This is a genomic window from Chitinophaga japonensis (assembly GCF_007830125.1).
Lineage (GTDB): Bacteria > Bacteroidota > Bacteroidia > Chitinophagales > Chitinophagaceae > Chitinophaga > Chitinophaga japonensis.
Map to the genome: position 1 here is coordinate 928,516 of NZ_VLLG01000003.1, position 24,944 is coordinate 953,459.

A 24,944-nucleotide genomic window follows, 5' to 3' on the forward strand; every position below is an offset into this window, starting at 1 on the left:
TATTGATTGTGTTTTAATATATTTATTCCAAATGTGTTAAAATAACACCTGTTTGGCCCCGTTTCTAGCATAGTTTTTGTAATTTTGCGCCGTGATGAAAAGGCAAACAGTTAAGTGGATCAGATTTGCAGTGATATGCCTCTGCAGTGGCTTATTGCTGGTAGTCCCTATGCTGACCGGAAAGGCAGGTAGGGAGCACACCGGCGACGAGGTAACTGTTGTTGTCCCCGAAAAGAAAAAGGAAACCGGCGCCCGCGGCGTTGCCAGCTATTATGCAGACAAGTTCAACGGTCGTTTGACCGCCAACGGTGAGGTATTCAGCAACAGCAAAATGACGGCTGCCCATAATACCCTGCCCCTGGGCACTTATGTGAAAGTAACCAACCTGCGCAATGGCCACTCCGTGATCGTACGTATTACAGACCGCCTGCACCGCGAAAATACCCGCATAATAGACCTTACCAAAGCCGCTGCCCGCAAGCTGGGCTTTCTTACGCGCGGCCTTACCCGTGTACGGGTGGAGACCATATAATTAATTAACAGTTAATAATTAATAATTTCCGTAGCACGGGTGTTCCAATGAAGCACCGGTGTCACTGGTATTATTAATTCTTAATTCTTAATTATTCATTATTAATTTTTCTCCAGCAGCTAGCAATATGATCATCCACCATGCCGGTGGCCTGCATAAAGGCATAACAGATCGTGGAGCCTACAAATTTGAACCCTCTTTTCAGCAGGTCTTTGCTCATGGCATCAGACACGGGCGTTTTAGCCGGTATTTCCCGCAAGCTGCGGAAGTGATTAACAATAGGCTGGTGCCCTACAAACTGCCAGATGTACTGATCAAAGCTGCCAAATTCCTTTTGTACCTGCAGGAATGCTTTTGCATTGCCTACCGTGGCATGGATCTTCAGGCGGTTGCGTATGATGCCGGGGTCCTGCAGCAGCTTTTCTATTTTTTTATCGGTATACCGCGCTATTTTTTTCGCATCCCAGTTGTCAAAAGCGCGGCGGTAATTTTCCCGTTTAGTCAATACCGTATACCAGCTAAGCCCTGCCTGTGCACCTTCCAGGTTCAGCATCTCAAACAGGCGGGTATCATCATGCAGCGGCACACCCCATTCATGGTCGTGATAGTCTTTATATAGTTGGTCTTTCAGTGACCACTCGCAGCGGATCTTTTCGTTCATACTTCAAATTGGCAATTAATAATAACGCGCATTATTGTTTTAGTGAAGCACTCGTGTTCCACAAATTATTAATTCTTCATTATTAATTATTAATTTATCAAAGCTCCCACTTTTTCAGCAGTTCCTTCACTTTCCTTTTATACGCTTTCAGTTCCGTGATCGTTTCCTGGATAAAGCCGTTGTCCGCCAGTTTTCCTACAACAGCTTCCATTTCCGCCTCGTTTTCATAGGCCATTTTTCGGTAGGGGTTCTGGTAATCCTTTTCCCGGGAGCGGTAAATGCTTTCCGTCAGCCAACCCAATGTATATACGGATTGTTGCAGGTTATGCTTGAAAACGGCCGGTGTCAGCTCTTTGGCGGTGATGCCTTGGATGTGCAGCATACTGGCAACGGCATGTTGCAGCTTGTCTGCCGTGTATTGTTCCCCGATCTGTACATAAGCTTCATGCATTTGCGGCCAACTGTTGATCCTGCCTTTTTTGATCCGTGTTTTCAGTTCTTCCACGGTAGTTGCTTTCATGAGCTGGCCGCCTACATTGATCCAGGGGCCTCTTTTAGCTGTTCTGGCAAATGCCTGCAGGCTGGCAAAGGAATTGATGCCGCTGGCATCCATATGGGTCAGCAGGTTCCGGATGCCATACAGCACCACCAGCTCGCGGAAAAGAGGGTAGGCCTTGTCCACTTTCAGCAGTTGCACTTTTCGCTGGCTGTTTTCCATATCGGTGGCCAGTACGGTCAGGCGGGCCACCGCTTCAGGCTCCTGCAGCAACAGTTGCCGGCCTTTTTTCTGCAGCGCCGGTTCGCCGGGCATTTCAGGCTTCTGCCCCGGCTGCAGCGCATACCAGGCTTTGGCTACGGCTGTTTCCATCAGCGGCATGGAGGCGATCATTTCTTCCACGCTGTCCGGCGCCAGGTAGTCGTATTCTATCAGTTGGGTCTTGTCTGTGCGTTTATCACGGTCCACGTACTTCCAGGAGTTGCGGGCCAGCGCATACATGTTGTGCAGGAACCAGTAGCCGGGCATGATCTTCAGGGTATTATCATGCTCGCTGTTCAGCACCAGGCTGAAAGGAACAGGAATGTTCAGCTCCTGCATGTAATTACCTTTGGCGATGAGCGTGAAGCAGGCAAACTTCGAGTTATGCTTCAGGCTTACGCACAGGCCGGGCCAGAAACCACGGCCGGCTATCACTTCACCGTCGGCCCCGCGGGAATTATGGTTGGAGCCGATGGTGGCGCCGGCAGCCATGTTGCTCTGCCCCATCACCAGCGCGGCGCAGAGGAATGAGTTGTTATGGTGCTGCTCATGCGCCGGGAAGATGAGGGAGTTCAGCACCTCGCAGCAGGAAATGGTGGCATTGTTGCCCAGGTAGGAATTGATCAGGCGCGCGCCGTACTTCAGTTGCGAGTGGGAGGCCATTATAAAGCGCACGGCTTTTACGCCGTAGAACACGCGGCAGCCGTAGCCGATAATGCCGTTCACCAGCTCGCAGCCTTCGCCTATCTGCGAGGCCGCACCGGCCATGCTGTTAATGGTCAGGTTCTTGAGCTTGTTGGCGCCTTTCAGGTAAGCGTCACTGCCGATGGTCACATCCTTGATGATCTTGCAGTTCTTGATCACGGAGCGGTCGCCTACCATGCCATAGTAGCCGCGCTTTTTATCAAACTGCTTTTCGGTAAATGCCTTGAACTGCTGCTGCAGCGCGGCATCGTCGCGGTTGCGGGTCCAGAGGTAGGCATCGCCGGGCAGCATGCCGTCAAAAGGCATGACGCTGCGGCCGCCATTCTCGTTGCACAGCTCCAGCCAGATGCGGATGTTCTCCTGCTCCCCGTCCTTGATAATGCCGTTGCCGAACTTGGAATGATCGGTGGTGGCCATTTCATTTACATTGGCAATGATCACTTCATTACCGATAATATAGTGCGAAAGGAAATTCGCGTTATGCACCACTACATTGTCCCCGAAATCACAGGCGCAGATGGTGCTGTTGTACAGGCCCACCGGCAGGCGCAGGTTGTGGAACTCCAGGAAGTAAGGCTCCAGCTTGCCGATGCGCACCATGCCAAAGAAGTGGCAGTGCTGCACGAGCTGCGGGTTGAATTCCTCTGCTACAAAAATGCAGTTCCAGTCATCAGAGGTATTGTCATTCCTTACCAGTATCTCTATCTCCTGCGCATTTAATTTGCGGTATACATTGTGCTTGCCCCATTGCTGGTCGCGCAGGTAATATTCATCCTTCCCTTTGGGGAGCCAGGCCGCGTCAACGAAATTATAACCCAGTTGGGTCAAGGGTTTTTTCTGTATCGCATTCATATGAGGTATGATGTAAGATGTAAGATGTATGAAGTATGATGTAGGATGTATAAAGTATTTCAAATGTTATATCAAGTGTCAATCATCATACTTCATACATCTTACTTCCTACTTCAGGTTATTCTACCGTCACTGACTTGGCCAGGTTCCTGGGCTTGTCCACGTCATATCCTTTCAGCACGCCGATATGATAGGCCAGCAGTTGCAGCGGTATCACGGAAATCACCGGTGCTACCAGCTCATCTGCTTCCGGCACTTCGATCACATCGTCGGCCATACCGGGAATGATCTGGTCGCCTTCCGTAACAATGGCAATCACCTTTCCTTTACGCGCTTTGATCTCCTGTATGTTGGAAACGATCTTTTCATAAAAGCTGTCGCGGGTGGCCACAAATACCACCGGTAGCTGCTCATCCACCAGGGCAATGGGCCCGTGCTTCATTTCCGCCGCCGGGTAACCCTCTGCATGTATGTAGGAGATCTCTTTCAGCTTCAGCGCGCCTTCCAGCGCTACGGGGAAGTTGTAGCCCCTGCCCAGGTACAGGAAGTCCCGGGCGTCCTTGTATTTGTCCGCTACCTGTTTTACGGCGTCATTGAGCTGCAGGGTGGCAGCCACTTTTTCCGGGATGTCCTGCAGCTCGTCTAGCAGGTGCTGGAAGCGCTGCTGGGTGATGGTGCCTTTCTCGCTCGCCACCTTTAAGCCAATAAGGCACAGCACCACCAGTTGGGCGGTAAAAGCCTTGGTGCTGGCCACGCCTATTTCCGGCCCGGCATGCGTATAGGCGCCGGCGTGAGAGAGGCGGGCTATGGAGGAGCCTACTACGTTGCACACGCCCAGTATGATGGCGCCCTTTTGTTTGGCGCTTTCCATGGCTACCAGGGTATCGGCTGTTTCCCCGGACTGCGACACGGCAATGATCACATCGCCCGGTCCTACCACCGGGTTGCGGTAGCGGAACTCCGATGCATATTCCACCTCTACAGGTATGCGGCAAAGCTCCTCTATCATGTATTCGGCTACCAGGCCGGCATGCCAGGAGGTGCCGCAGGCTACAATAATGATCCGGTTGGCATTTTTCAGCACATCGGCATATTCCCGTATGCCCCCCAGCGTTAGCTGCCCGTTCTTTGCGTCCAGGCGGCCGCGCAGGCTGTCAAAAATGGTCTGCGGCTGCTCAAATATTTCCTTGAGCATAAAGTGGTCGTAGCCGCCTTTTTCAATAGCGGTCAGCTCAATGTCCAGTTTCTGTATGTAGGGCGTTTGCCTTTCGTTGGTAATATTCTTCAGTATCAGCTCATCCGCTTTTACAATGGCGATCTCGTAGTCATTTACATATACCACCTCTTTGGTGTATTCTACAATGGGCGACGCATCCGAAGCAAGGAAGTGCTCTCCTTTGCCTACGCCTATTACCAGCGGACTCCCTTTGCGGGCGGCGATCAGCGTATCGGGATTGTCCTCATCCACGATCACGATCACGTAGGCGCCCACCACTCTTTTGAGCGCAATGCGCACGGCTTCTTCTACTGAACATTGATTGCTGTTCCGGATCTCTTCAATAAAATGGATCAGTACTTCCGTATCGGTATCGCTGCTGAAAACATGGCCCTTGTTCAGCAGCTCCTGTTTTAGTTGCGCATAGTTCTCGATAATGCCGTTGTGGATCATGGCCAGTTTGCCATCGCCGGAAGTGTGGGGGTGGGAGTTGCGGTCGCAGGGCTCGCCATGTGTGGCCCAGCGGGTGTGCCCGATGGCGATATGGCTTTCCATGTTCCTGCCGGTCAGGTAATCTTCCAGCCCGGCCACTTTGCCTTTCTTTTTGTATACATGCAGGCCGTGGTTGATGATGGCAATGCCGGCGCTGTCATATCCCCGGTACTCCAGTCTTTTCAGCCCTTTTAATACTACGGGGTAGGCATTGCGTTGCCCTATATAAGCTACTATTCCACACATGGTGCTAAATTTTGGTAGATGTTTAGCATGCAATATGCTAATAAAAATTTAATTCTTAAGCAAGATCGTATCGAACAAAGTTAATATCCGGTTATATTCATCCGTCCAACTGCTGGGTTGTGTGAACCCGTGATCTTCTACAGGATAGACGGCCAGCTCCCAGTTGCGCTTGCCCAGTTCTATCAGCCGTTGTGAAAGCCTTATTATATCCTGGAAGTGCACATTCACATCCACCATGCCGTGGCACATGAGCAGATGTCCCCGCAGCCCTTCTGCAAAATAGATGGGCGAGGAGCGGCGGTACGCAATGCTGTCCGTGAAAGGTTCATTCAGGATATTGCTGGTGTACCCGTGGTTATAATGCGCCCAGTCTGTTACAGAGCGCAGGGCGGCGCCTGCTGCAAATGTACCGGGTTTGGTGAACATAGCCATCAGCGTTATAAAGCCGCCGTAGCTGCCGCCATAAATACCGATGCGGTTCCCGTCAATACCATAGTGGGCTGTGAGATATTGCGCGCCATCCACCTGGTCGTCCAGGTCCCTGCCGCCCATATGCCGGTAAATGCCGGTACGCCAGTCGCGGCCGTAGCCGGCGCTGCCGCGGTAGTCTATATCCATCACAATATAACCTTTATCCGCCAGCAAATTGTGAAACATGTATTCGCGGAAATAGAGGCTCCACCATTTATGCGCGTTCTGCAGGTAGCCCGCCCCGTGCACAAATATCACGGCCGCGCCGTTCTTCTTAGCAGGCTCAGGTATATAGATGCGGGCATGTACGGGCGCGCCATCGCGGGCTTTGAAGGTGATCACCTCCGGGTCGCGCCAGGGATAGGAGCGGAATTCGCCGGACTGTGCTTTATGCGTTACCTGCACCGGTTGTGCGCCGGGCTTATTGGGCATTATATATAGCTCCCAGGGTTGGTTGGTGTAGGAATAGCGGTAGGCGATCCACTTTTCGTCCGGCGACAGGAACATTTCATGCGCGCCTGCCTGTCGGGTAAGGCGTACTTTGTTGCTGCCGTCTGCATGGATGCGGTACAATTGTTTTTCACCCGGGGCCGTTTCGTTGGTAACGAGATAGAAGTATTTTTTATCCTGCGACAGCTCCGCGTCCAGCACTTCGTACCGTCCGCTGGTAATGGCTTTGGTTTGCCCGGTATTTACATGGGTCGTATAGATGTGCGAGTAACCACTGGCCTCCGACTGGTACCAGCAGGTATTTTCATCTATCCAGCCCAGGCGGGTCCTGCTGTTCCAGCCAATGCCGGGGCCGGCTATCCAGGCTTCGTCCCGCTGCCGGTTCAGCAGCTTCAGCTTCCCGGTAGCCGCATCCAGCAGCATCAGCCAGCGGTCTTTATTATCTTCGGAGCGTATATCCACGATGGCGTGCGTACCGGCATCAGACCAGTAAGGACCGTGTATGACCACCGGCCGGGGCTTCCTGGTACCATTGCTATCTGCCCGTTTGTAACCTTCCAGGTAGTCCGGCTGATCGGTAATGCCCGGTATCTTATCCGTAGCAATGGGCAGCACGGTATCCTGCTGCCGGTCATATACAAAGCTTTCAAAAGAGCCTTGCGCGGCGCCCACTTTGGTGCGGGTGGCCAGTTCTTCCGTAAAGCCGCTCTCCGTTACAAAGGAAGGCACGCGGGTGCTGCGCACACCGGTAGGACCGGTGTACAGGCGGTAGGTAATAAAGCGGCCGTCCGGGCTGATGATGATATTATCATGGTTTTTATCCCCGGTGTACAATACCCGCAGTTGCTGTGACCTGTGCGCTTCGTTGAATGCTTTGGCGCTGTCCCTGCGCGCTTTGGCCTCCCGCAATACCTGCATTAGTTGCAGTTGTTCGGTTTGCAGCCACTGTTCCTGTTTGTTGAGTGCAGCCGGTTCGCCAGAGGGCGCGCTGCCCCGCTGGAAGCTGGTAAGCTGCCGGGTAGTGCCACCGGCAATGTCCCAGGCGTAGAGGTTCTGTTCCTGCTGGTATACGACCTGTTTTTCCCCGAAGCAGAACTGCGGGTTGCTTTCATATGCCGTGGTGCTGGTAATGCGCTTTACCGTGCCGCTGCTAATGTTCATCATATAGATATCACCGTTATAGCTATAAACCAGGGCCGTTTTATCCCGGTTATAGCTGCCATTGGCGCGGGCCTGTATCAAGGCCCTTTCCTGCGGGGCGGTTTTGTAGGGGCGGGCGCTGTCTGCTGCCGCCGCATACAGGGAGTCGTCCTGGGCGGATACAGGGTTCCAGTTAAAGTAAAGGGTTTTGCTGTCCGTTCCCCAGAAAATATGCGCTGGCGAGGTGCCGATCCATTTGGGGTCGCGCATGATCTTTTCCACGGTCAGGGAGCCTTGCTGGGCATAGGTATTGTCAAATATCAATAAAATAATAGCGGGTAGCAGCCATTTTCTCATGGTAGTGTGTTATTTTGTTAAAAGTAAAAAAACAGGAAAATAATCCTATGCTACCCGGCATCAGAAATTTCATCATCATGCTCCTGCTCGTTTCCTGCGGGAGCGGTCCTTCCCGGAAACCACTACCGGTGACGGAAGACAGCACTTTTTTAACCGGTACGTTTTTCATGGTAAGGCATGCCGAGAAGTTCGGGGGAGTGGATTCCACGCTGACGGAAGCGGGGCATGCGCGCGCGGAGAAGCTATACCGGCTGCTGAAGGATTCGGGGTTGCAGAAGGTGTATTTTACTCCTTTCAAAAGAACGGTGCAAACGGCCGCTCCTTTGCTGGCACAACTGCGCCTGGATACGGTTTTTTATATGCCTGATACGACGGGTGAGTCGCTGATATACGAGATCACCCGCCGCGGGGACTGGGGCAAGCGCCTGCTGATCATAGGCCACAGCAATACGCTGCTGCCCATGATGCGTGCGCTGGATGCAAAGCCGCCGGTAGATTCCATCGGCGACCAGGATTATGGCCACCTCTTCATATTATATAAGCACCGGGATTCAACCCGGGTGAGATTGCAGCAATACTGATCCCGTCAGCGCTTATCGTATTCGTCATGGCGCCGCCACCATACGCCGCCTGTTTCGTTGCGTCCCCCGGGAGCGCGGTCCAGCCACTGGTAGGCGCCCCAGAGGCTGTCCAGCCCGCGGGCATAAGCGGAATAGGTGTGGTACACTACGCCGTCCCGGAGCGCAAACGCGCTCATGCCCGGCCGGTCGCGGTGATAAGTAGGCGTGTCGGTGCCGCACATGGCAGCGAATTTGCTTTCCGCTCCCTGGCCGCCACCCTGCTGGCCCGGGCGCCACACAAATCCCGGTTCACGCCTGTAGTTGTACTCAATGTCTCCCTGTTGCTGTTGCTCGGGGGTGAACCATACATTGAAGTCGAAGTTGAAATCGCCCGGCTGCGAGGAGGCCCAGGGAAAGGTCCAGCCCATACGCTGTTTGTACCCCTGCAATTTGGCAAGCGGCGCGCGTGAAACTGCCCAGAGCATCACATCATGGTTGGCCAGGTGAGTGGCAAAACCGTTAAAGCCGTCCGCGATCATCGAGCAGGACGGGCAGCCTGCTGTGTAGTCCGGGCCAAACATAAAATGGTACACGAGGAGTTGTGAGCGTCCGCGGAAGAGGTCCGCCAGTGAGGCGCTCCCCTCATCGGTATCAAACCGGTATTCCTTGCTGACCGGTACCCATGGCAGTTCCTGGCGGCGTTGCGCCAGTTCATCGCTGCGCCGTGTGAGCTCCTTTTCTGCTTCGAGCAGTTCCAGCCGGGCCTTCAGCCACTCGGCGCGAGTGCCGGTCTTGTGCGTGATCGTTTGATTTTCCATGGTTTTCACTGTTTTTGAAGTTTAAGAGGAATGGCAGTGAAACAAAGGTAAAGGCCCGGTTTGTAACAGGGAGGGTGTAAATTAGACTTTGGGGTGGACCGATTTGGACACAAATAAATTAATAATTAATAATTCTACTTAAAGGAGCACGCCCCGCATCAGCGTATAGGCTACGGAGAAGTAGATCAGCAGGCCGGTAACGTCCACTAAAGTGGCTACAAACGGAGCAGAGGAAGTGGCCGGGTCTGCGCCCAGCTTCTTCAGGAACAGGGGCAGCATGGAGCCGGAAAGGGTGCCCCACAGCACTACGCCTACCAGCGATATGCCAACGGTAAGGCCTATGAGGAAAGTATGGTCGCCATAGGTATGGAACAGGGAGTTCCATAACAGGATGCGCACAAAGCCGATCAGGCCCAGTACGCCGCCCAGCATCAGGCCGGAAAGGATCTCCCGCCGCATCACGCGCCACCAGTCGCTGATGGATATCTCGCCCAGGGCCATAGCCTGTATGATCAGGGTGGAGGCCTGCGAGCCGCTGTTGCCCCCGCTGGAAATGATCAGCGGTACAAACAGCGCCAGCACCACGGCCTTGGCAATTTCGTCCTCGAAAAATCCCATGGCAGTGGCGGTCAGCATTTCACCGATGAACAATACTACCAGCCAGCCTACCCGCTTTTTTACCAGCCGTAGCAGGGGCATGTCCAGGTAGGGCTCGTCCAGCGCTTCGGTACCGCCTATCTTCTGGATGTCTTCCGTATGTTCTTCATTGGCGATCCACAGCATATCGTCAATGGTCACAATACCCAGCAGGATGCCCTGGTCATCTATTACGGGAAGGGCTACACGGTTTTCTACCCGGAACACCTGTATGGCCTCTTCCTGCTCGTCATTGGCATGCAGGGCCACAAAGCGGTCGTCCATCAGGGTATGCACCTGGGTGTCCGGCGATACCAGCAGGAACTCCCGTATCCGGAAGTCGTCCAGCAGCTTCCCTTTTTCATCGATCACATAGATCACGTCAATGGTTTCGCTGTCCTTGCCATGCTCCCGGATGTAATCCAGCACCTGCTTTACGCTCCATTCCTCCCGTACGGCAATGTAGTCCGGGGTCATGATACGGCCTACGCTGGTTTCAGGGTAGCCCAGCAGCGAAAGGGTGATGCGGCGCTCTTCAGGGGTCAGCAGCTTGATCAGCTCTTTCACGGCTTCGCTGTGCAGCTCCCCCAGGAAGGCGGCGCGGTCATCCGCCGGCAGCTCGTTCAGCAGCTCTGCTACCTTGGCGGCCGGCAGGTTGCGGATCACCTCCTCCTGCTGGGGAAAGTCCAGTATGCGGAAGGCGGCGGCGGCCCGGCTGATGGAAAGGTGGGTAATGATCAGGTCTGCCTGCTCCGGGTCCTCGTAGATCAGCTCCGCGATGTCGGTAATAAGCTGATCGTCCAGGTACACCCGCAGCTCCTGGTAGTTGCGCTCATTGGCCAACATGCCGAATTTTTCCAGTAAGGCTTCATTTTCCATATTCCATTGACTCTCTGAACGAAAATAAACAAATAAGTTTGCTATAACACTTCGGCTACATGCTTCCGGATATTCTCACAGATCGTATCGGTAGGCAGGTCGTTGGCGTCTTTCCCGAAGGGGTCCTCGATCTCTTCCGCTATCAGCTCCAGGCTGGCCAGCACATAGAATATGAACACCACCATGGGGATGATCAGGTAACCTACGCTGAACACATAGCCGAAAGGCAGGGTCATGACGTAAAAGAAAATGAATTTTTTCAGGAACACGCTGTAGGAAAACGGGATGGGCGTGTTTTTGATGCGCTCGCAGGCGCCGCAGATATCCGTGAGGGCCTGCAGCTCCTGGTTGATGGTGATCAGTTGGTCGCCGCTGATCTGCTGCCGGCGGTACAGCTCATGCACGCGCCGCAGTAAAAGGGCAGCCGCCTGGTTGGGCACGTGCTGCTGGATATCGGGCGCAAATTCCTGCACGGGCGCCAGCTCTTCCGGCACAAAGGTGCCGCGTAAATGATTTTTCAGGCAAAAGGCATAGTTGGGGATCATGTGCCGGAAGAAAAGCCGGTCCGCTTCATTCCCGGCCGGCAGTATGGCTTCGATCTTCATGGCCAGGTTGCGGCAGTTGTTCACCATGGCGCCCCATTGCTTGCGGCCCTCCCACCAACGGTCATACGCCGTATTGGTGCGGAACACCAGCAACAGGGAGATCACGAAGCCCAGCAGGCTGTGCACGATGGACAGGTGCTGCAGCTCCGTATACCGCCGCAGGTTCCATACCTCCAGCTCCAGCATGCCAATGATGCCGGCATACACGCTCAGCCCGATGAACATGGGGAACAGCTTCCTGACGGTATCTGCCTTATGGATCCGGAATATAAAGGTGAACCATTCCTTCGGATTGTAGTTGATCATGTATTGAAAGTTATAGGCCGGTAAAATATCCTTTTCCGGGCGCAAACCTAAAATTTTTACGCCTGATTTTGATAACTTGTTGCTTTACCTTTATTTTACGCTTCTTAATTTATACCAAGGCGAGCGCTATGATCAAGCCGTACTTATACGTCGATAAGACAAAGAGAAAGGGCAGAGGAGTATTTACGAAAGAGAAAATACCTGCCGGAACGTTAATTGAAGTATCCCCGGTAATTGTATTGTCGTATGATGATACGGAGATAGTGGACAAAACCAAGCTGCACAACTACATTTTCCTGTGGGGCGTAAGGGAAACCCGCTCCTGCGTGGCGCTGGGCTTTTGTTCTATTTACAATCACTCCTACGATCCCAACTGCGAGTATGAAATGGATTTTGAAGCGGACACCATGAGCATCAAGACCCGCCGTGAAATCAGGAAGGGGGAGGAGCTGAGCATCAACTACAATGGCGAGGTGACCGATACATCACCGGTATGGTTTGATGTAAAGAGAAAGTAGGGGAGTTATCCATACCCGGCTTTTTTGCCGGAATGATAATTTCCCTAAATTTGTAAATAAATGTATAAGTACTTATATAATTAACAATGTCCTTTTACCACTCACTCGGTTTCCTGGTTTTCGGCAGCCGCCTGCGCAGGTTGAGCGAATACTTCCTGGCGGAGGTGAACAAAGTGTATGAACAGGCCGGTATTCCCTTTGAAGCCAGTTGGTTCCCGGTATTCTATTTGCTGTCACAGCAGCAGCCCATGTCTTTAATAGACATTGCCGATGCGCTGGAAGTGTCCCACTCGGCCATCAGCCAGTTAGTGACCGGCCTGCGCAAAAAGGACCTGGTGAAAACAGCGCCCTGCCCGGAAGACGGGCGCCGGCAACTGGTGATGCTCAGCAAAAAAGGTGAGGACCTGCTACACCGGGTGCAGCCCATCTGGGACGCCATTACTGCCGCCATGACGGAAATGGTAGCTGCGCATAAGCAAAGCCGGCAGGTGCTGGAGGCCATCGGGCAGGTGGAACAGGCTATGCAGGCCGCGCCGCTGTCCGAACGCGTATCCGCCCGCTTGCCCGGTCATCATCAACCCATCCATCCATAAAACAAAAACATACACCAAAATGAGCGAAGCTTTCAGATACGGTATAGATCAGCTAACGGTAGGCCGTGCGCTGGATATAGCGGCCGGCCGTACCCGCGCGGTCGTCACACCGGAAGTTACCGCCAGGATAAAGGCCAGCTATGACCATGTGCAGGCCATTGTAGCCCGGCACACCACGGTATACGGCATTAACACGGGCTTCGGCCCCTTATGCGATACCAAGATATCCGAGGAGGATACCCGGGCCTTGCAGTACAACATCCTGCAAAGCCACAGTGTAGGCGTAGGCGATAGTATCCCGGAGGAAACGGCGCGCATCATGCTGATCGCCAAAGTGCAGGCCCTGGCGCAGGGCTATTCCGGTATTGCACCCGCCACCCTGGAGCGCATTACCTGGCATATTGAGCAGGGCATTACGCCCCTGGTGCCGGAAAAAGGCTCCGTAGGCGCTTCCGGCGACCTGGCGCCGCTGTCGCACCTGTTCCTGCCGTTGATAGGGCTGGGAGAAGTGTGGTATAAGGGAAAGGTAACGCCGGCGGCCGCCATGCTGCAGCAGGAAGGCCTGGAGCCCGTAGTGCTGGGGCCAAAGGAAGGGCTGGCGCTGATCAATGGCACACAGTTCATACTGGCGTTTGCGGTAAAGGCCCTGCAGCGCCTGCACAATGCGCTGGAGGCCGCGGACATCATCGCTGCGCTTTCGCTGGAAGGCCTGATGGGTACGGCCAAGCCTTTTGACCCGCGCCTGCATGCTATCCGTCCTTTTCCCGGCAACCAGTTGGTGGCGCACCGTTTAAAACTGCTGCTGGATGGCTCGGAGATCATGGCTTCGCACGTGGACTGCGGCCGCGTACAGGACCCTTACTCCCTGCGCTGCATTCCGCAGGTGCACGGCGCATCCCGCACCGCCTGGCAGCACCTCATGGAGCTGACCACCATCGAGCTGAACGCGGTAACGGACAACCCCATCATCTTCAACGCGGAGGATACCATCAGCGGGGGCAACTTTCACGGGCAGCCCATGGCCCTGCCGTTGGACTATGCCACCATAGCGGCTGCGGAGCTGGGCAACATCTCCGACCGCCGCTGCTACATGATGATAGAAGGCCGCTACGGCTTGCCCAAACTGCTGATAGAAGATGCCGGCCTTAACTCCGGATTTATGGTGCCGCAATACACTACCGCTGCGCTGGTAACGGAGAACAAAACGCTTTGCTTCCCGGCCAGCGCCGACAGCGTGCCCACCTCGCTGGGGCAGGAGGACCATGTGTCCATGGGCTCCATCAGCGGCCGCAAGCTGAACCAGGTGATCGGCAACCTGGAATACATACTGGCCATTGAGCTGCTGTATGCCGCGCAGGCCGTGGATTTCCGCCGCCCGCTGAAGTCCGGCCCTATCCTGGAAGCCTGCCACGCCTATGCGCGGGAGCAGGTATCCTTTGCACGGAAAGACCGGGTGTTTGCCACTGACATCCGGGCGCTGCATGCCATCGTTACAGACCAATCGCTTGTTCGCCTGGCCAATGAAACGGCCGGCGCTCATCATTTACCTTTAAACGGCATTCACCATGACCAGTTCGGACTTTATTAATACCTACGCGGCGCACCCGCATTACAAAGCGCCCCGGGGCGCGCAACTGCATGCCAGGAGCTGGCAGACGGAAGCCCCGCTGCGCATGCTGCTGAACAACCTTGACCATGAAGTAGCCGAAAACCCCGCTGAGCTGGTAGTGTACGGCGGCATCGGGCAGGCGGCCAGGAACCGGGAGGCCCTGCAGCGCATTATTGAGCTGCTGCTGGAACTGGATGAAGAACATTCCCTGCTGGTGCAGTCCGGCAAGCCCGCAGGCATTGTGCGCACGCACCCACAGGCCCCGCGCGTGCTGCTGGCCAACAGTAACCTGGTGCCCAAATGGGCCACCTGGGAGCATTTCAACGAGCTACGCGCAAAAGGCCTGATGATGTTCGGCCAAATGACCGCCGGTAGCTGGATATACATTGGTACACAAGGCATTTTACAGGGCACCTACGAAACCTTTGTGGAATGCGGGCGCCAGCATTTTAACGGGAACCTGCAGGGCCGCCTGCTGGTAACGGCCGGCCTCGGAGGTATGGGCGGCGCACAGCCCCTGGCCGCTACCATGGCCGGTGCGGTGTTCCTGGGCGCGGATGTGGACCCGGCCCGCATACAGAAAAGGATAGACACCCGCTACATTGACCGCATGACGCACTCCTACGAGGAAGCCATACAATGGATCACCGCCGCCAAAGCAAAAGGAGAGGCGCTGTCCGTAGGACTGGTGAGCGATGCAGGCGACCTGCTGGAAAGATTATTGCAGGATAATATCATACCGGATATACTGACAGACCAGACCTCCGCGCATGACCCGGTGAACGGCTATATACCCAACGGGCTGTCCCTGGAGGAAGCGGCGGCGCTGCGTAAAAGCGATCCGGCCGCCTACCAGCAGCGGGCCTTCAAAAGCATGGCCCGGCATGTGGGCTATATGCTGCAACTGCAGGAGCGCGGCGCGGTTACCTTTGATTATGGCAACAACCTGCGGGAGTTTGCGAAGCAGGGTGGCGAGCCCAACGCGTTTAATTTCCCGGGCTTCACGCCGGCGTATATACGCCCGCTGTTCTGTGAAGGGAAAGGACCATTCCGATGGGTAGCCCTGTCCGGCGACCCGGAGGATATCTATACCACGGACCGGGCGCTGATGGAAGCATTTCCTGAGAACACGGCGCTGATCAACTGGCTGCAGCAGGCGCAGCAGAAGATTGCCTTCCAGGGTCTGCCGGCCCGCATTTGCTGGCTGGGTATGGGCGAGCGGGAAAAAGCGGGCCTGATCTTTAATGAACTGGTGCGCAGTGGCAAGGTAAAAGCGCCCATCGTAATCGGGAGAGACCACCTGGACTGCGGGTCCGTAGCCTCCCCCAACCGGGAAACGGAGGCCATGAAAGACGGATCAGATGCGGTATCCGACTGGCCGCTGCTGAACCTGATGAGCAATACGGCCGGTGGCGCTACCTGGGTGTCCTTTCACCATGGCGGCGGGGTAGGCATGGGCTACTCCCAGCATGCCGGTATGGTAGTGCTGGCCGATGGTACGGACCGCGCAGCGGAATGCCTTAAAAGAGTACTGTTCAATGACCCGGCCATGGGCATTTTCCGGCATGCAGATGCCGGTTATGAGCAGGCGCAGGAGTTTATGGACGGATTGAGGATAAAAGCTAACTACTAACAATTGTTTAAGCAATGTTATTGATCGGACCTTTTTCCCAGATACTGCCAATGAACGGGCTGCCCCTGAAAGGGCCCCTGCGTGATGAGCAGTTGCCGGTCATTGAAAAGGGCGGCATTATTGTTACAGACGGGGCCATTGTTACCATGGGCCGTTTTGCTTCCCTGCGCGTACAATACCCGCAGTGCGAGGTGCATTTTATTGACCGGCCGATGGTGCTGCTGCCGGGATTCATTGACTGCCATACGCACATCTGTTTTGATGGCAACCGCAGCCGTGACTATGCCCTGCGCATTGCCGGCCAGAGCTACCTGGAAATAGCGCGGGCCGGCGGCGGCATCTGGGACACCGTTACCAAAACACGTGCAGCCGACGACGTTACCCTGGCGGAAAATACCGTGGCGCGCGCCAACCAGCACCTGCGGGAGGGCGTTACTACCATGGAAGTGAAGAGCGGCTACGGCCTGGATATGGTGAACGAGATGAAGATGCTGCAGGCCATACAAAGCGCATCGCTGCACACGCCGGCCACACTGGTGCCTACCTGCCTGGCCGCGCACATGCTGCCAAAGGATTTTAACGGCACGGAAAACGATTATCTCCACTGGATCATTGCGGAGCTGCTGCCGGTGGTGCAGGCGGAACAACTGGCCCGGCGGGTGGACATTTTCGTGGAAGCAACCGCCTTTACGCCGGCAGCCGCCCTCCGTTTCCTGGAAAAGGCCATGGGCATGGGGTTTGCCGCTACCGTGCATGCAGACCAGTTCAGCGCCGGCGGCAGTGAGGTAGCGGTGAAGGCCGGTGCACTGTCGGCCGATCACCTGGAGGCCAGCACCGAAGCGCAGATAGCGCTGCTGGCAAAGTCCGGCACAACGGCGGTGGTGCTGCCCGGCGCTTCCCTGGGACTGGGCATGCCTTACGCACCGGCCCGCCGCCTGCTGGATGCGGGCGCCAGCCTGGTCATTGCCAGCGACTGGAACCCCGGCTCTGCGCCCATGGGCGACCTGCTGCTGCAGGCAGCCGTAATGGGCGCCGCAGAGAAGCTGACCATGGCGGAAACCCTGGCCGCCCTGACTGTAAGAGCTGCTCCCGCCCTGCAACTGCGCAATGCCGGCCACCTGGGGCCGGGGCATGCGGCAGACCTGCAGGCCTATCCCTGTGCCGACTACCGGGAGATACTCTATTACCAGGGCAGGATGAAACCGGAAATGGTATGGAAGAAAGGCGTGCTTATATGAACACAAAATATTACCAGCCTGCGGCTGATGGCGTATGGACGGGCAGGATAGACGGCTCCGGGTCCGAAGTGCAGCGGTGGCACCAGCGCGTACAGCCGGTGTACCTGCCGGAGGAAGCGCTGCCGGTGCTCCGGCCATCGCAGCAGGGCGTGGTATTGCTGGGCTTTGCCTGCGATGAGGGCGTGCGGCGCAACAAGGGCAGAACCGGTGCTGCACAGGGGCCGGCGGCGCTGCGCCGCGCCTGCGCCAACTGGCCGGTGCATTTCCCCGCGCAGCAGCTACTGCTGGACGGCGGCGATATTATCTGCCCGGATCAAAACCTGGAAGCAGCCCAGGAGGCGCTGAGCGAAGCCGTGCAGCGGGTGCTGCAGGCCGGTTACCTGCCCCTGCTGCTGGGTGGCGGACATGAAATTACGTATGGTCATGCCCGTGGTATCTACCGGTTCTTTCAACAGCAGGCGTTAGGCCTGGTGAATTTTGACGCGCATTTTGACCTGCGCATACCCGGCCCGGAAGGCCCCAGTTCCGGCACCGGTTTCTGGCAACTGGCGCAGGACTGCCGGCAGCAACACCGGCCTTTTCACTACCTGGCCCTGGGCATACAGCAACACAGCAACACGGCACAACTGTTTCGTATAGCCGGCGAGTTGGGCGTACAGCACTTGCCTGCCGATGCCTTTCACCGGCAGGACAGCACGGCGCTGAACGCAGCTATCGATCAGTTGTTACAGCAAACCGCACCCTTATACCTCACTATAGACCTGGATGTGTTTGCTGGGCCGTTTGCCCCCGGCGTAAGCGCTGCTGCCGCCAACGGCATTTTGCCGGGCGGTGTATTTATGGAGGTGTACCGTAGGATATTACGAAGCGGCCAGGTAGCGGGGATAGACATTGCAGAGCTGAACCCGGCGCTGGATATGGATAACCGCACTGCGAAGCTGGGCGCTGCATTGATATTCGAAGCAGTGATGCACCGGTTGGGGTAGGGCAGGCTTACCATTCAATGGCCGGCCGCTGCTGCAGCCATTGCCGGCACTGTTGCAGTTGTTTCCTGATATCGCCTGTTACTGCAAGTAAAAGTTGGTCCGTACCTGCCGGCACATTTATCTTCTCTCTCCGCATCAATTGCACGTTATCTTTCATGAACTGCCGGAAGGCCAGCAGGTCATGCCAGTCGCCCAGCCGGGAGCCGGCCTCGCCTGTAAAGCGTAGCATTGCTTCCAGCGGTGGCTGCTGCTGCCTGCTGAAACAGGGCTGTACGATCTCCAGTTGATAGTGCAGGCGTTTCACCTGTTTGCGCAGGTCATGCCATTTTTCCGCCGGTACATTCCCCGCTGGTATGGTAATAGCGGCGTACTGCTCCTGCAGGTAGGCGCTGAGGTCTTTCCGTGAAGCGGCGTGATGGTCCAGTTTTTTTTCCAGCCGCCCGGGCAGTTCCTTTATGAAAGCCAGCGGGAAAGTGCCTGCAATAGCCTGTGCCTGCCGGGCCGCCAATTGGCAGTGCTGCTGCAGCAGCAGGTGATAGCCCCGGTAATGCGCGCGTTTGCTTTTCGTATAGTGCTGTAGGTATGCCTGTTGCAGGTGCAGGTCGCGCAGGGCGCCTGCGGCCTGGTGCAGCACTTTCAGCAACTGTACATATTTCTTTCCATTGAAGCCATGACCGGTGAGCTGCCTGGCCAGTTGCAGGCAGGCGCGCGCTTTTTTAACGGATACACGCAGTTTGTGCACAGCCTTTTCATCCGCCTTTTTGTGAATGAGGGGCAGCAGTTCCGTAATGGTGTGGCATTGCGCGGCCAGGTACTGATGTAAAGTTTCCCCGATCATATATAACTGTATTAAAGTTAGTATATATTTGCTATCGGTTTCACAAGCGTACCATACATCCCAGTTATTCAACAGTCATTTATAACCACAAACATTTGCAAATGAAATTAATCCCGATGATGGCCGGTGCATTATTAGCGGCCTTTTCCTGTACTTTATCGTTATCCGTAAGCGCGCAGCGCCTGAAGCTGACAACGGGCAATCTTGATGTATTAGAGGGACAAACCGAGATCAACACGGAATTTACCTATGAAAACCTGAAAGTAGGCAAGTTTGACCAGGAAGATGAGTACATCCGGCAGAAAACGGAGGAGTACAACAAGAAAGAGGCCGGCAGGGGCGACACCTGGGCCAAGGCATGGAAAGACGACCGGGCGGCCCGCTACGAACCCAAGTTCATTGAGCTGTTCAATGACAACGGCGATCTGAAAGCCGGCCATCAGCCCAATGCAAAGTACACGCTGATCTTTAAGACCAGCTTTATTGAACCTGGTTTCAATGTTGGCGTATGGCGCAAGAACGCGTCCATGAACGGTGAAGTATGGATCGTGGAAACCGCGCACCCCGGTAAGCCGCTGGCTAAAATTGCGGTGGATAAAGCGCAGGGCCGCATATTTGGCGGTTTTGACTTCGATACCGGCGTGCGTATTGCCGAAGCTTATGCCGATGCCGGCAAGGCGCTGGGGAAGTTTATAAGTAAAAAGTAACGAAAGAAAAAAGAAAAAAATTAAAGGCAGCCTTTCATAGAAAAGCGCTGCCTTTTTTCTTTCGTTACTTTTTACTTAAAACACGATCGTCTTGTTCCCGTGCACGATCACCCTGTCCTCGATATGCGCTTTCACCGCCCTGGTAAGCACCTGCCGCTCAATATCCTGTCCCAGCAGCACCAGGTCGCCCACGGAATGTTTATGGCTTACCCGGGCCACATCCTGCTCAATGATAGGCCCTTCATCCAGGTCGTCGGTCACGTAGTGAGCCGTAGCCCCGATCAGCTTTACTCCCCTGGTATAGGCGTTCAGGTAAGGCCGCGCCCCGGCAAAGGCGGGTAGGAAGGAGTGATGGATGTTGATGATCCGCCCGGGGAATACGCTAACGAAGTCCGGCGAAAGTATCTGCATGTACCGCGCCAGTACAATAAAATCCGTTTGATGCTCCTGCAGCAGCGCAATGGTTCGCTGCTCCTGCTCCTGTTTGTTAATGGCATCCACCGGCAGATAGTGAAAAGGAATGTCAAAATCAGCCGTCAGCTTCCGGAGCTGCTCGTGGTTGGAGATCACCAGTGGAATGTCCACCTCCAGCTCCCCGCTGCGCCAGCGCAGGAGCAGCTCCATCAGGCAATGATCATATCTGGACACCATAATGGCCATCCGCTTCCGGTGGTCCGTATAATCAATACGCCATTCCATTTGCCTGGGCAGCGCTACTTTTTCCCGGAAATCATCTTCCAGTTGCTGCCGGCTCATACCGGTATTTTCGAGGTGGAACACCATGCGCATGAAGAACAGCCCTTCCCGTGGATCGGTGCTGTGCTGGCTGGCATCCAGTATGTTGGCGCCATGGGAGAACAGGAACTGTGAAACGCCGGCCACAATGCCGGGACGGTCAGGGCAGCAGATCAGGAGCCTGCCGGTGATATGCACATGCATGCGGAAATTTTTATAATGCAAAATACCAAATTCCAAATACCAAATACCAAATTCCAACCGGAGGCTATCACCTGGCTAACCGGAACTGCTCCGTGTTATGGGTGCCCCGCCTGCATTTTGGAATTTGGCATTTGGTATTTGGAATTTTAAGCATTCAGCACTTTTGCTTTCTGGGCGTCAAACTCCTCCTGGGATAATATGCCTGCGTCCAGCAGCTCCTTCAGGTCCAGCAGGGCCTTTTTAATATCCGCAACGCCTGGCTGGGCAGGAGCCGTTTGGGACGGAGCCGCACCGGGCGTGGCTTTGGCGGCAGGCGAGTGATAGCTGAGGAGCAGCGCCGCAATTTCGTTGAAGCCTTTGATGGAGGCATAGTCAATGGCTTTCTGCTCCTTGGTGTTCACGATGGATACATCCGCCTGTTGTTCCAGCAGGTATTTTACGATGTCCTTTTTGCCGGCGGAGCTGGCATAGTGTAAGGCGGTATTGCCGGATTCGTCCTGCCCGTTGATATTGGCGCCGCGCTCCAGCAGCAGTTTTACCATGCTGAGATGGCCGTTCTTGGCGGCTACATGCAGCAGGCTTTCGCCGCCATAGCTGTAGGTGTGGTTAAAACTGTAGGCCTGCGTAATAGAAAGATTGCCGGCGCTTTCCACCCAGTCCAGGTAGCTGTTCATGCTCGCTGTATCCTGCGACAGCGGCTGGCTGAAGTTAACGTCAATCCCTTTGTCCAGGAACATGGACACGATCTCCTTCTGGTTGTTGGCGCAGGCATACCAGATGGGGGAGAGGCCTTCCCGGGAGGTAGTGAACACATCGGCGCCATGCGCTAACAGCAGTTGCGTGAGCGCGCGGTTGGTATCATAGCAGGCAATGAGCAGGGCGGATTCGCCGGCATGGTTGGTATGATTCACATCCGCATGGTTGCTGATCAGGCAGGTGGCCATCGCGGGGTTTTTGGCGCGAACGGCCACGATCAACGGGCTGTCGCCTGTTTTATTGGTGGTATTTACATGAGCGCCGTTATCGATCAGCAGTTGGGCAATATCCCTGTTGCGGAAGGCGGCTGCAATGAACAGCGGCGTTTCCGCCTGGTTGTTTTCCTGGTCTGCCTGCGCGCCCTGTTGCAGCAGGCGTTCCATCACTTCCTTCTGGCCGGTTCTGGCGGCGAGGTGCAGCAGGCTGTTGCCCTGCAGGTCGTTGATATCCGTTCTGGCGCCACGTTCCAGCAGGGAAAGCGCGGTTTGCTTCTGTTTCTGCAGGCAGGCAAAATAAAACGGGGTTTCCCCGTTGTGATCTTCGTAGTCCAGGACCGCGCCCGCATCCAGCAACAGCTTTACCAGGTCCAGGTAGCCATGGTGCGCAGCATAGTGCAATGCCGTTCTTCCTTTTTCATCGGTGTATTTAACATCCACTTCATTATTGGCCAGCAGGGTTTCTGCTATCTTGCGTTTGCCGCTCTCACAGGCAATGATGAATGACATTGACATGATACTATGCTTTATGTTTTAACAGTAGCTCAACGGTTTTTACCTTCAGGTTGTCCTGCGCTGCCAGGTCCACCGGGCGCTGATCCTGGTCATTGCTGATGTTGACATCCGCGCCTGCGGCTATCAGCATTTTTACCTTCCGGTATAGCTGCCGTGCGGCCTCCTGGTCATAATTAACATTGTAGCCGCATACTTTGTGCAGCAGGGTGTTGCCCTCGTTGTCGCGGCGGTCCGGGTCTACCACACCGGTTTCCAGGATACCTTCCAGCATACCGGCGGGCTGCTCGCTTACCCAGTCCAGCGCGGCTTTGTCTTTATTATAATAAAGGGAGGTCTGGTAAATATCAGCGCCGTCGCGGATCAGCGCTTTTACCAGCCGCACCTCAGCTTCAGAAGCATTGCGACGCATGCGTAGCGCTCCGCAGAGAACCGTTTCGCCGTCTTTATTGGCGATGTCGAAATCAGGGGGCGCGTATTGGGCCATTTTTTCGTACAGCGCGGCGTCGCATACCTGGTGTACAATGGCGATATAAAAGGCGGTCTCCCCGTCCTTGCCGGGCTGGTTGGGATCGGCGCCCTGCTGCAGCAGCAGCTCCACGTATTTTTGCTTGTTTCTTTCCAGGGCCTCATGCAGGGGTGTTTTCCGGACAATATTGCCGGCGTTCGGATCAAGCCCCTGCCCAAGGAGGTAATCGAGGTACCCGACGCCGGTTTCTTCCTTGATCGAGTACTCCTTTATGATCTTATGCAGGTAGCTTTCCTCGTAATTATCCTTGTAATGAATATCGCAACCGGCATCCGCCAGTACCCGGATCTGCTCAAGGGGCACGGAATGGGTAAATGCCAGTTCCAGCAAGGTCTGGTTATTGACCGCGTCATTAACATTGTCGATCTTTTCCAGGAAGGATGCCAGGAACTCCAGGTCCGCCGGCGCTGCGCCGGTATTCCGGAAAATACTTTCAAAGACGGAGCCATCCAGCTTCTCATATTCATAAAGATCTGTTTCGATGGTTTGACTTGCCGTCAACGCATGAACGATGTCAAAGGCTTTTGACTGCAGGAGCCGGTCATAGATGTTTCTTTTCTGGTGGGAGGGGAGATCTTTCGGCAGCTTTTGCCCCTGGTTTATCTGTTTCCTTGCCTCGTCCAGGAGCCCTTTGTTCAGCGCCTCCGCAAGCGTGTTAACTTCAATCATAGCATGATGTCTTGGGTTACCTGCAAAAATAGAAGTTCTCATCAAATATCCCCGGTTGAATGATGCGCTTGTGAAATGTGTAAGTATTTGGTTATTATTTCATAATAAGGTTTGTAGGCGCATTGTAGACGCCCTGTTTTCCACTTGTAGTCGCCGTGTAACGCGCTGCAGCCATTCATTTTGCGGCGAGGCTGTTCAAATACACCTCCACGTTCGTATACCCGGGGTCCAGTTGGTGAGCGGCGGCGTCTGCCGGGTTGTCGGCATGCAGGCCATGCGCAGCTTCCCAGGTATCGGGCATGCCGTCGCTATCGGTGTCCGCTGGAGGAGGAACGTTGCGCAGCTCAGGCCATCCGCCCACGTCCGCAGGTGTATCGATAATGCCATTATGCAGCGCGCCTGCGCTGGACCGGCCGCTGCGCACTTCCGCTACGATCCTGCTGTCTACTGCATCCCGGTACAGGCTGGCCCCGGCCTTTTGCAGCACCTGTCCGTAAGCCTGCAGGGCGCTTTGCGGCGGTAGGGGCAACACTTCAAAAGGAGTAGCGGCTTTTGTGGCCGCCGGGCTGTCGCACTGCACACCGCCGTTCCAGTTGTTGCGGCTCACCTGTTTATCGCCGTGCACATAGTTCCCGTGCACATAAAAGCGGCCATAGGGCCGGGAGGGGTTCACGATCCTGCTGCGTTTGGACGCGGGGGTGGCCGGGCCGGGCTTGTAATAATTATTCACCAGGTTGTACTGCCCCTGCTCGCCGCCGTATATGCTGTTGCCCATCCAGTTGTAGATCACGTTATTGCGGAAGTCTACCAGCTCGCCTTCCGGGTTGCGGGTGGTGGCGGAACCGGCCAGCCGCGGATTCCGGCTGTTGTGGCAGGCCAGCAGGTTGTGGTGAAAGCTGGCCTTTTCGCCGCCCCAGATGCCGCCATAGCCATGGGCGCCCTTTACATGCACGGAGCGGTTCAGGCTTTCGCTGACAATGCACCATTGCATGGTAAAATCCCGGTTCCAGTAAAAGGAGGCGCATTCATCCACGGACCAGCTAAGGGAGCAATGGTCAATAATAATATTGCGGTGCTTCCGCGCGCCCAGCGCATCGCTCTCCTGGCCTGCTTCGTCGCCCAGCCGGAAGCGGAGGTAGCGGATGATCACGTTGTCGGCGTTGATGTAAGTAGGGTAGTTCCGGATGCAGATGCCATCACCGGGAGCGGACTGCCCGGCAATGGTAACATCGTTGTGCCGTATCTGCAGGGGAGACTGCAGGGCGATGGTGCCTGATACGGCAAATACAATGATCCGCGGACCTTTGGTATTGACGGCTGCCCGCAGGCTACCCGGGCCGCTGTCTGCCAGGGTGCTTACCACCAGCACCCGGCCGCCCCGGCCGCCGGAGGTATATTTTCCAAAACCTTCCGCGCCGGGAAAGGCGGGCTGCTGCGCCCGCAGGCAATAGCTGAACAGGCAGGCCGCAAGGGCTGGCAGCAGGCAGGTAAGCCAGTTTTGTTTTTTCATCTGAATAT

Annotated in this window: 21 protein-coding genes; 9 read left to right on the top strand and 12 right to left on the bottom strand. The window is 55.3% G+C overall.

What is annotated here, in order from left to right; translation table 11 throughout:
- The first annotated feature begins 169 nt into the window (after positions 1 to 169).
- The gene (locus LX66_RS12805) at positions 170 to 532 is read left to right on the top strand and encodes a septal ring lytic transglycosylase RlpA family protein (RefSeq protein ID WP_211366190.1); all 363 of its coding nucleotides are present in this window, start codon (positions 170 to 172) and stop codon (positions 530 to 532) included.
- Positions 533 to 623: 91 nt separating this feature from the next.
- Here the strand turns inward: LX66_RS12805 and LX66_RS12810 are convergent, their stop codons facing one another.
- The 4 genes from LX66_RS12810 to LX66_RS12825 form a co-directional block, all read right to left on the bottom strand.
- Positions 624 to 1,193, bottom strand: a complete 570-nt coding sequence (locus tag LX66_RS12810) for a DNA-3-methyladenine glycosylase I (protein WP_145713977.1) — start codon at positions 1,191 to 1,193, stop codon at positions 624 to 626.
- Between the two features lie 97 nt (positions 1,194 to 1,290).
- Complete coding sequence (locus tag LX66_RS12815) at positions 1,291 to 3,507, bottom strand: DUF4954 family protein (protein WP_145713980.1); 2,217 nt, start codon at positions 3,505 to 3,507, stop codon at positions 1,291 to 1,293.
- 118 nt (positions 3,508 to 3,625) lie between these two features.
- Positions 3,626 to 5,461, bottom strand: coding sequence for a glutamine--fructose-6-phosphate transaminase (isomerizing) (glmS, locus tag LX66_RS12820; protein ID WP_145713984.1), 1,836 nt, complete (start codon positions 5,459 to 5,461; stop codon positions 3,626 to 3,628).
- A gap of 48 nt (positions 5,462 to 5,509) precedes the next feature.
- A complete protein-coding gene (locus tag LX66_RS12825) occupies positions 5,510 to 7,879 on the bottom strand; it encodes a S9 family peptidase (RefSeq protein ID WP_145713987.1) in 2,370 nt (789 codons plus the stop codon).
- Between the two features lie 47 nt (positions 7,880 to 7,926).
- Here LX66_RS12825 and LX66_RS12830 point away from each other — a divergent pair, with 47 nt between their 5' ends.
- Positions 7,927 to 8,460, top strand: a complete 534-nt coding sequence (locus tag LX66_RS12830) for a histidine phosphatase family protein (RefSeq protein WP_145713990.1) — start codon at positions 7,927 to 7,929, stop codon at positions 8,458 to 8,460.
- A gap of 5 nt (positions 8,461 to 8,465) precedes the next feature.
- Here the strand turns inward: LX66_RS12830 and LX66_RS12835 are convergent, their stop codons facing one another.
- The 3 genes from LX66_RS12835 to LX66_RS12845 form a co-directional block, all read right to left on the bottom strand.
- Positions 8,466 to 9,257, bottom strand: a complete 792-nt coding sequence (locus LX66_RS12835; protein ID WP_145713993.1) for a DUF899 domain-containing protein — start codon at positions 9,255 to 9,257, stop codon at positions 8,466 to 8,468.
- Between the two features lie 138 nt (positions 9,258 to 9,395).
- The gene (mgtE, locus tag LX66_RS12840; RefSeq protein WP_145713996.1) at positions 9,396 to 10,772 is read right to left on the bottom strand and encodes a magnesium transporter; all 1,377 of its coding nucleotides are present in this window, start codon (positions 10,770 to 10,772) and stop codon (positions 9,396 to 9,398) included.
- Positions 10,773 to 10,813: 41 nt separating this feature from the next.
- Positions 10,814 to 11,683: a bestrophin family protein gene (locus LX66_RS12845; protein ID WP_145713999.1), complete on the bottom strand. Its 870-nt coding sequence runs from the start codon at positions 11,681 to 11,683 to the stop codon at positions 10,814 to 10,816.
- A 128-nt stretch (positions 11,684 to 11,811) separates the two neighbouring features.
- On the opposite strand from LX66_RS12845, the gene LX66_RS12850 reads away from it, so the two are divergent.
- The 6 genes from LX66_RS12850 (at position 11,812) to hutG (ending at position 18,260) form a co-directional block, all read left to right on the top strand.
- Entirely contained in the window at positions 11,812 to 12,201 is a 390-nt protein-coding gene (locus LX66_RS12850; protein ID WP_145714002.1) for an SET domain-containing protein, read from the top strand.
- Positions 12,202 to 12,287: 86 nt separating this feature from the next.
- Positions 12,288 to 12,794 carry a MarR family winged helix-turn-helix transcriptional regulator gene (locus tag LX66_RS12855; RefSeq protein WP_145714005.1) on the top strand — a complete coding sequence of 169 codons (507 nt, stop codon included), beginning with the start codon at positions 12,288 to 12,290 and terminating at the stop codon, positions 12,792 to 12,794.
- Positions 12,795 to 12,813: 19 nt separating this feature from the next.
- The gene (gene hutH / locus LX66_RS12860) at positions 12,814 to 14,382 is read left to right on the top strand and encodes a histidine ammonia-lyase (RefSeq protein WP_145714008.1); all 1,569 of its coding nucleotides are present in this window, start codon (positions 12,814 to 12,816) and stop codon (positions 14,380 to 14,382) included.
- The gene (gene hutU, locus LX66_RS12865) at positions 14,360 to 16,036 is read left to right on the top strand and encodes a urocanate hydratase (protein WP_145714011.1); all 1,677 of its coding nucleotides are present in this window, start codon (positions 14,360 to 14,362) and stop codon (positions 16,034 to 16,036) included. The genes hutH and hutU overlap by 23 nt, the downstream gene beginning before the upstream one ends.
- 14 nt (positions 16,037 to 16,050) lie before the next feature.
- On the top strand, positions 16,051 to 17,274 hold the full coding sequence (hutI, locus tag LX66_RS12870; RefSeq protein ID WP_145714014.1) for an imidazolonepropionase: 1,224 nt from the start codon (positions 16,051 to 16,053) through the stop codon (positions 17,272 to 17,274).
- A complete protein-coding gene (gene hutG, locus LX66_RS12875; protein ID WP_158642622.1) occupies positions 17,271 to 18,260 on the top strand; it encodes a formimidoylglutamase in 990 nt (329 codons plus the stop codon). The genes hutI and hutG overlap by 4 nt, the downstream gene beginning before the upstream one ends.
- Before the next feature lie 7 nt (positions 18,261 to 18,267).
- Here hutG and LX66_RS12880 read toward each other — a convergent pair whose 3' ends face one another.
- Positions 18,268 to 19,098 carry a CHAD domain-containing protein gene (locus tag LX66_RS12880; RefSeq protein WP_145714019.1) on the bottom strand — a complete coding sequence of 277 codons (831 nt, stop codon included), beginning with the start codon at positions 19,096 to 19,098 and terminating at the stop codon, positions 18,268 to 18,270.
- A 101-nt stretch (positions 19,099 to 19,199) separates the two neighbouring features.
- On the opposite strand from LX66_RS12880, the gene LX66_RS12885 reads away from it, so the two are divergent.
- A complete protein-coding gene (locus tag LX66_RS12885) occupies positions 19,200 to 19,805 on the top strand; it encodes a hypothetical protein (RefSeq protein ID WP_145714022.1) in 606 nt (201 codons plus the stop codon).
- Between the two features lie 75 nt (positions 19,806 to 19,880).
- On the opposite strand, the gene purU is transcribed toward LX66_RS12885, so the two are convergent.
- The 4 genes from purU to LX66_RS12905 all read right to left on the bottom strand — a co-directional run bounded on the left by purU (position 19,881) and on the right by LX66_RS12905 (position 24,936).
- Positions 19,881 to 20,744 (bottom strand): formyltetrahydrofolate deformylase, encoded by an 864-nt coding sequence (gene purU, locus LX66_RS12890; RefSeq protein ID WP_145714025.1) that lies wholly within the window; start codon positions 20,742 to 20,744, stop codon positions 19,881 to 19,883.
- A 146-nt stretch (positions 20,745 to 20,890) separates the two neighbouring features.
- Positions 20,891 to 22,231, bottom strand: coding sequence for an ankyrin repeat domain-containing protein (locus LX66_RS12895; protein WP_145714028.1), 1,341 nt, complete (start codon positions 22,229 to 22,231; stop codon positions 20,891 to 20,893).
- 4 nt (positions 22,232 to 22,235) lie between these two features.
- Complete coding sequence (locus LX66_RS12900; RefSeq protein WP_158642623.1) at positions 22,236 to 23,426, bottom strand: ankyrin repeat domain-containing protein; 1,191 nt, start codon at positions 23,424 to 23,426, stop codon at positions 22,236 to 22,238.
- A gap of 175 nt (positions 23,427 to 23,601) precedes the next feature.
- Complete coding sequence (locus tag LX66_RS12905) at positions 23,602 to 24,936, bottom strand: pectate lyase family protein (RefSeq protein WP_170232375.1); 1,335 nt, start codon at positions 24,934 to 24,936, stop codon at positions 23,602 to 23,604.
- Positions 24,937 to 24,944 lie beyond the last annotated feature (8 nt).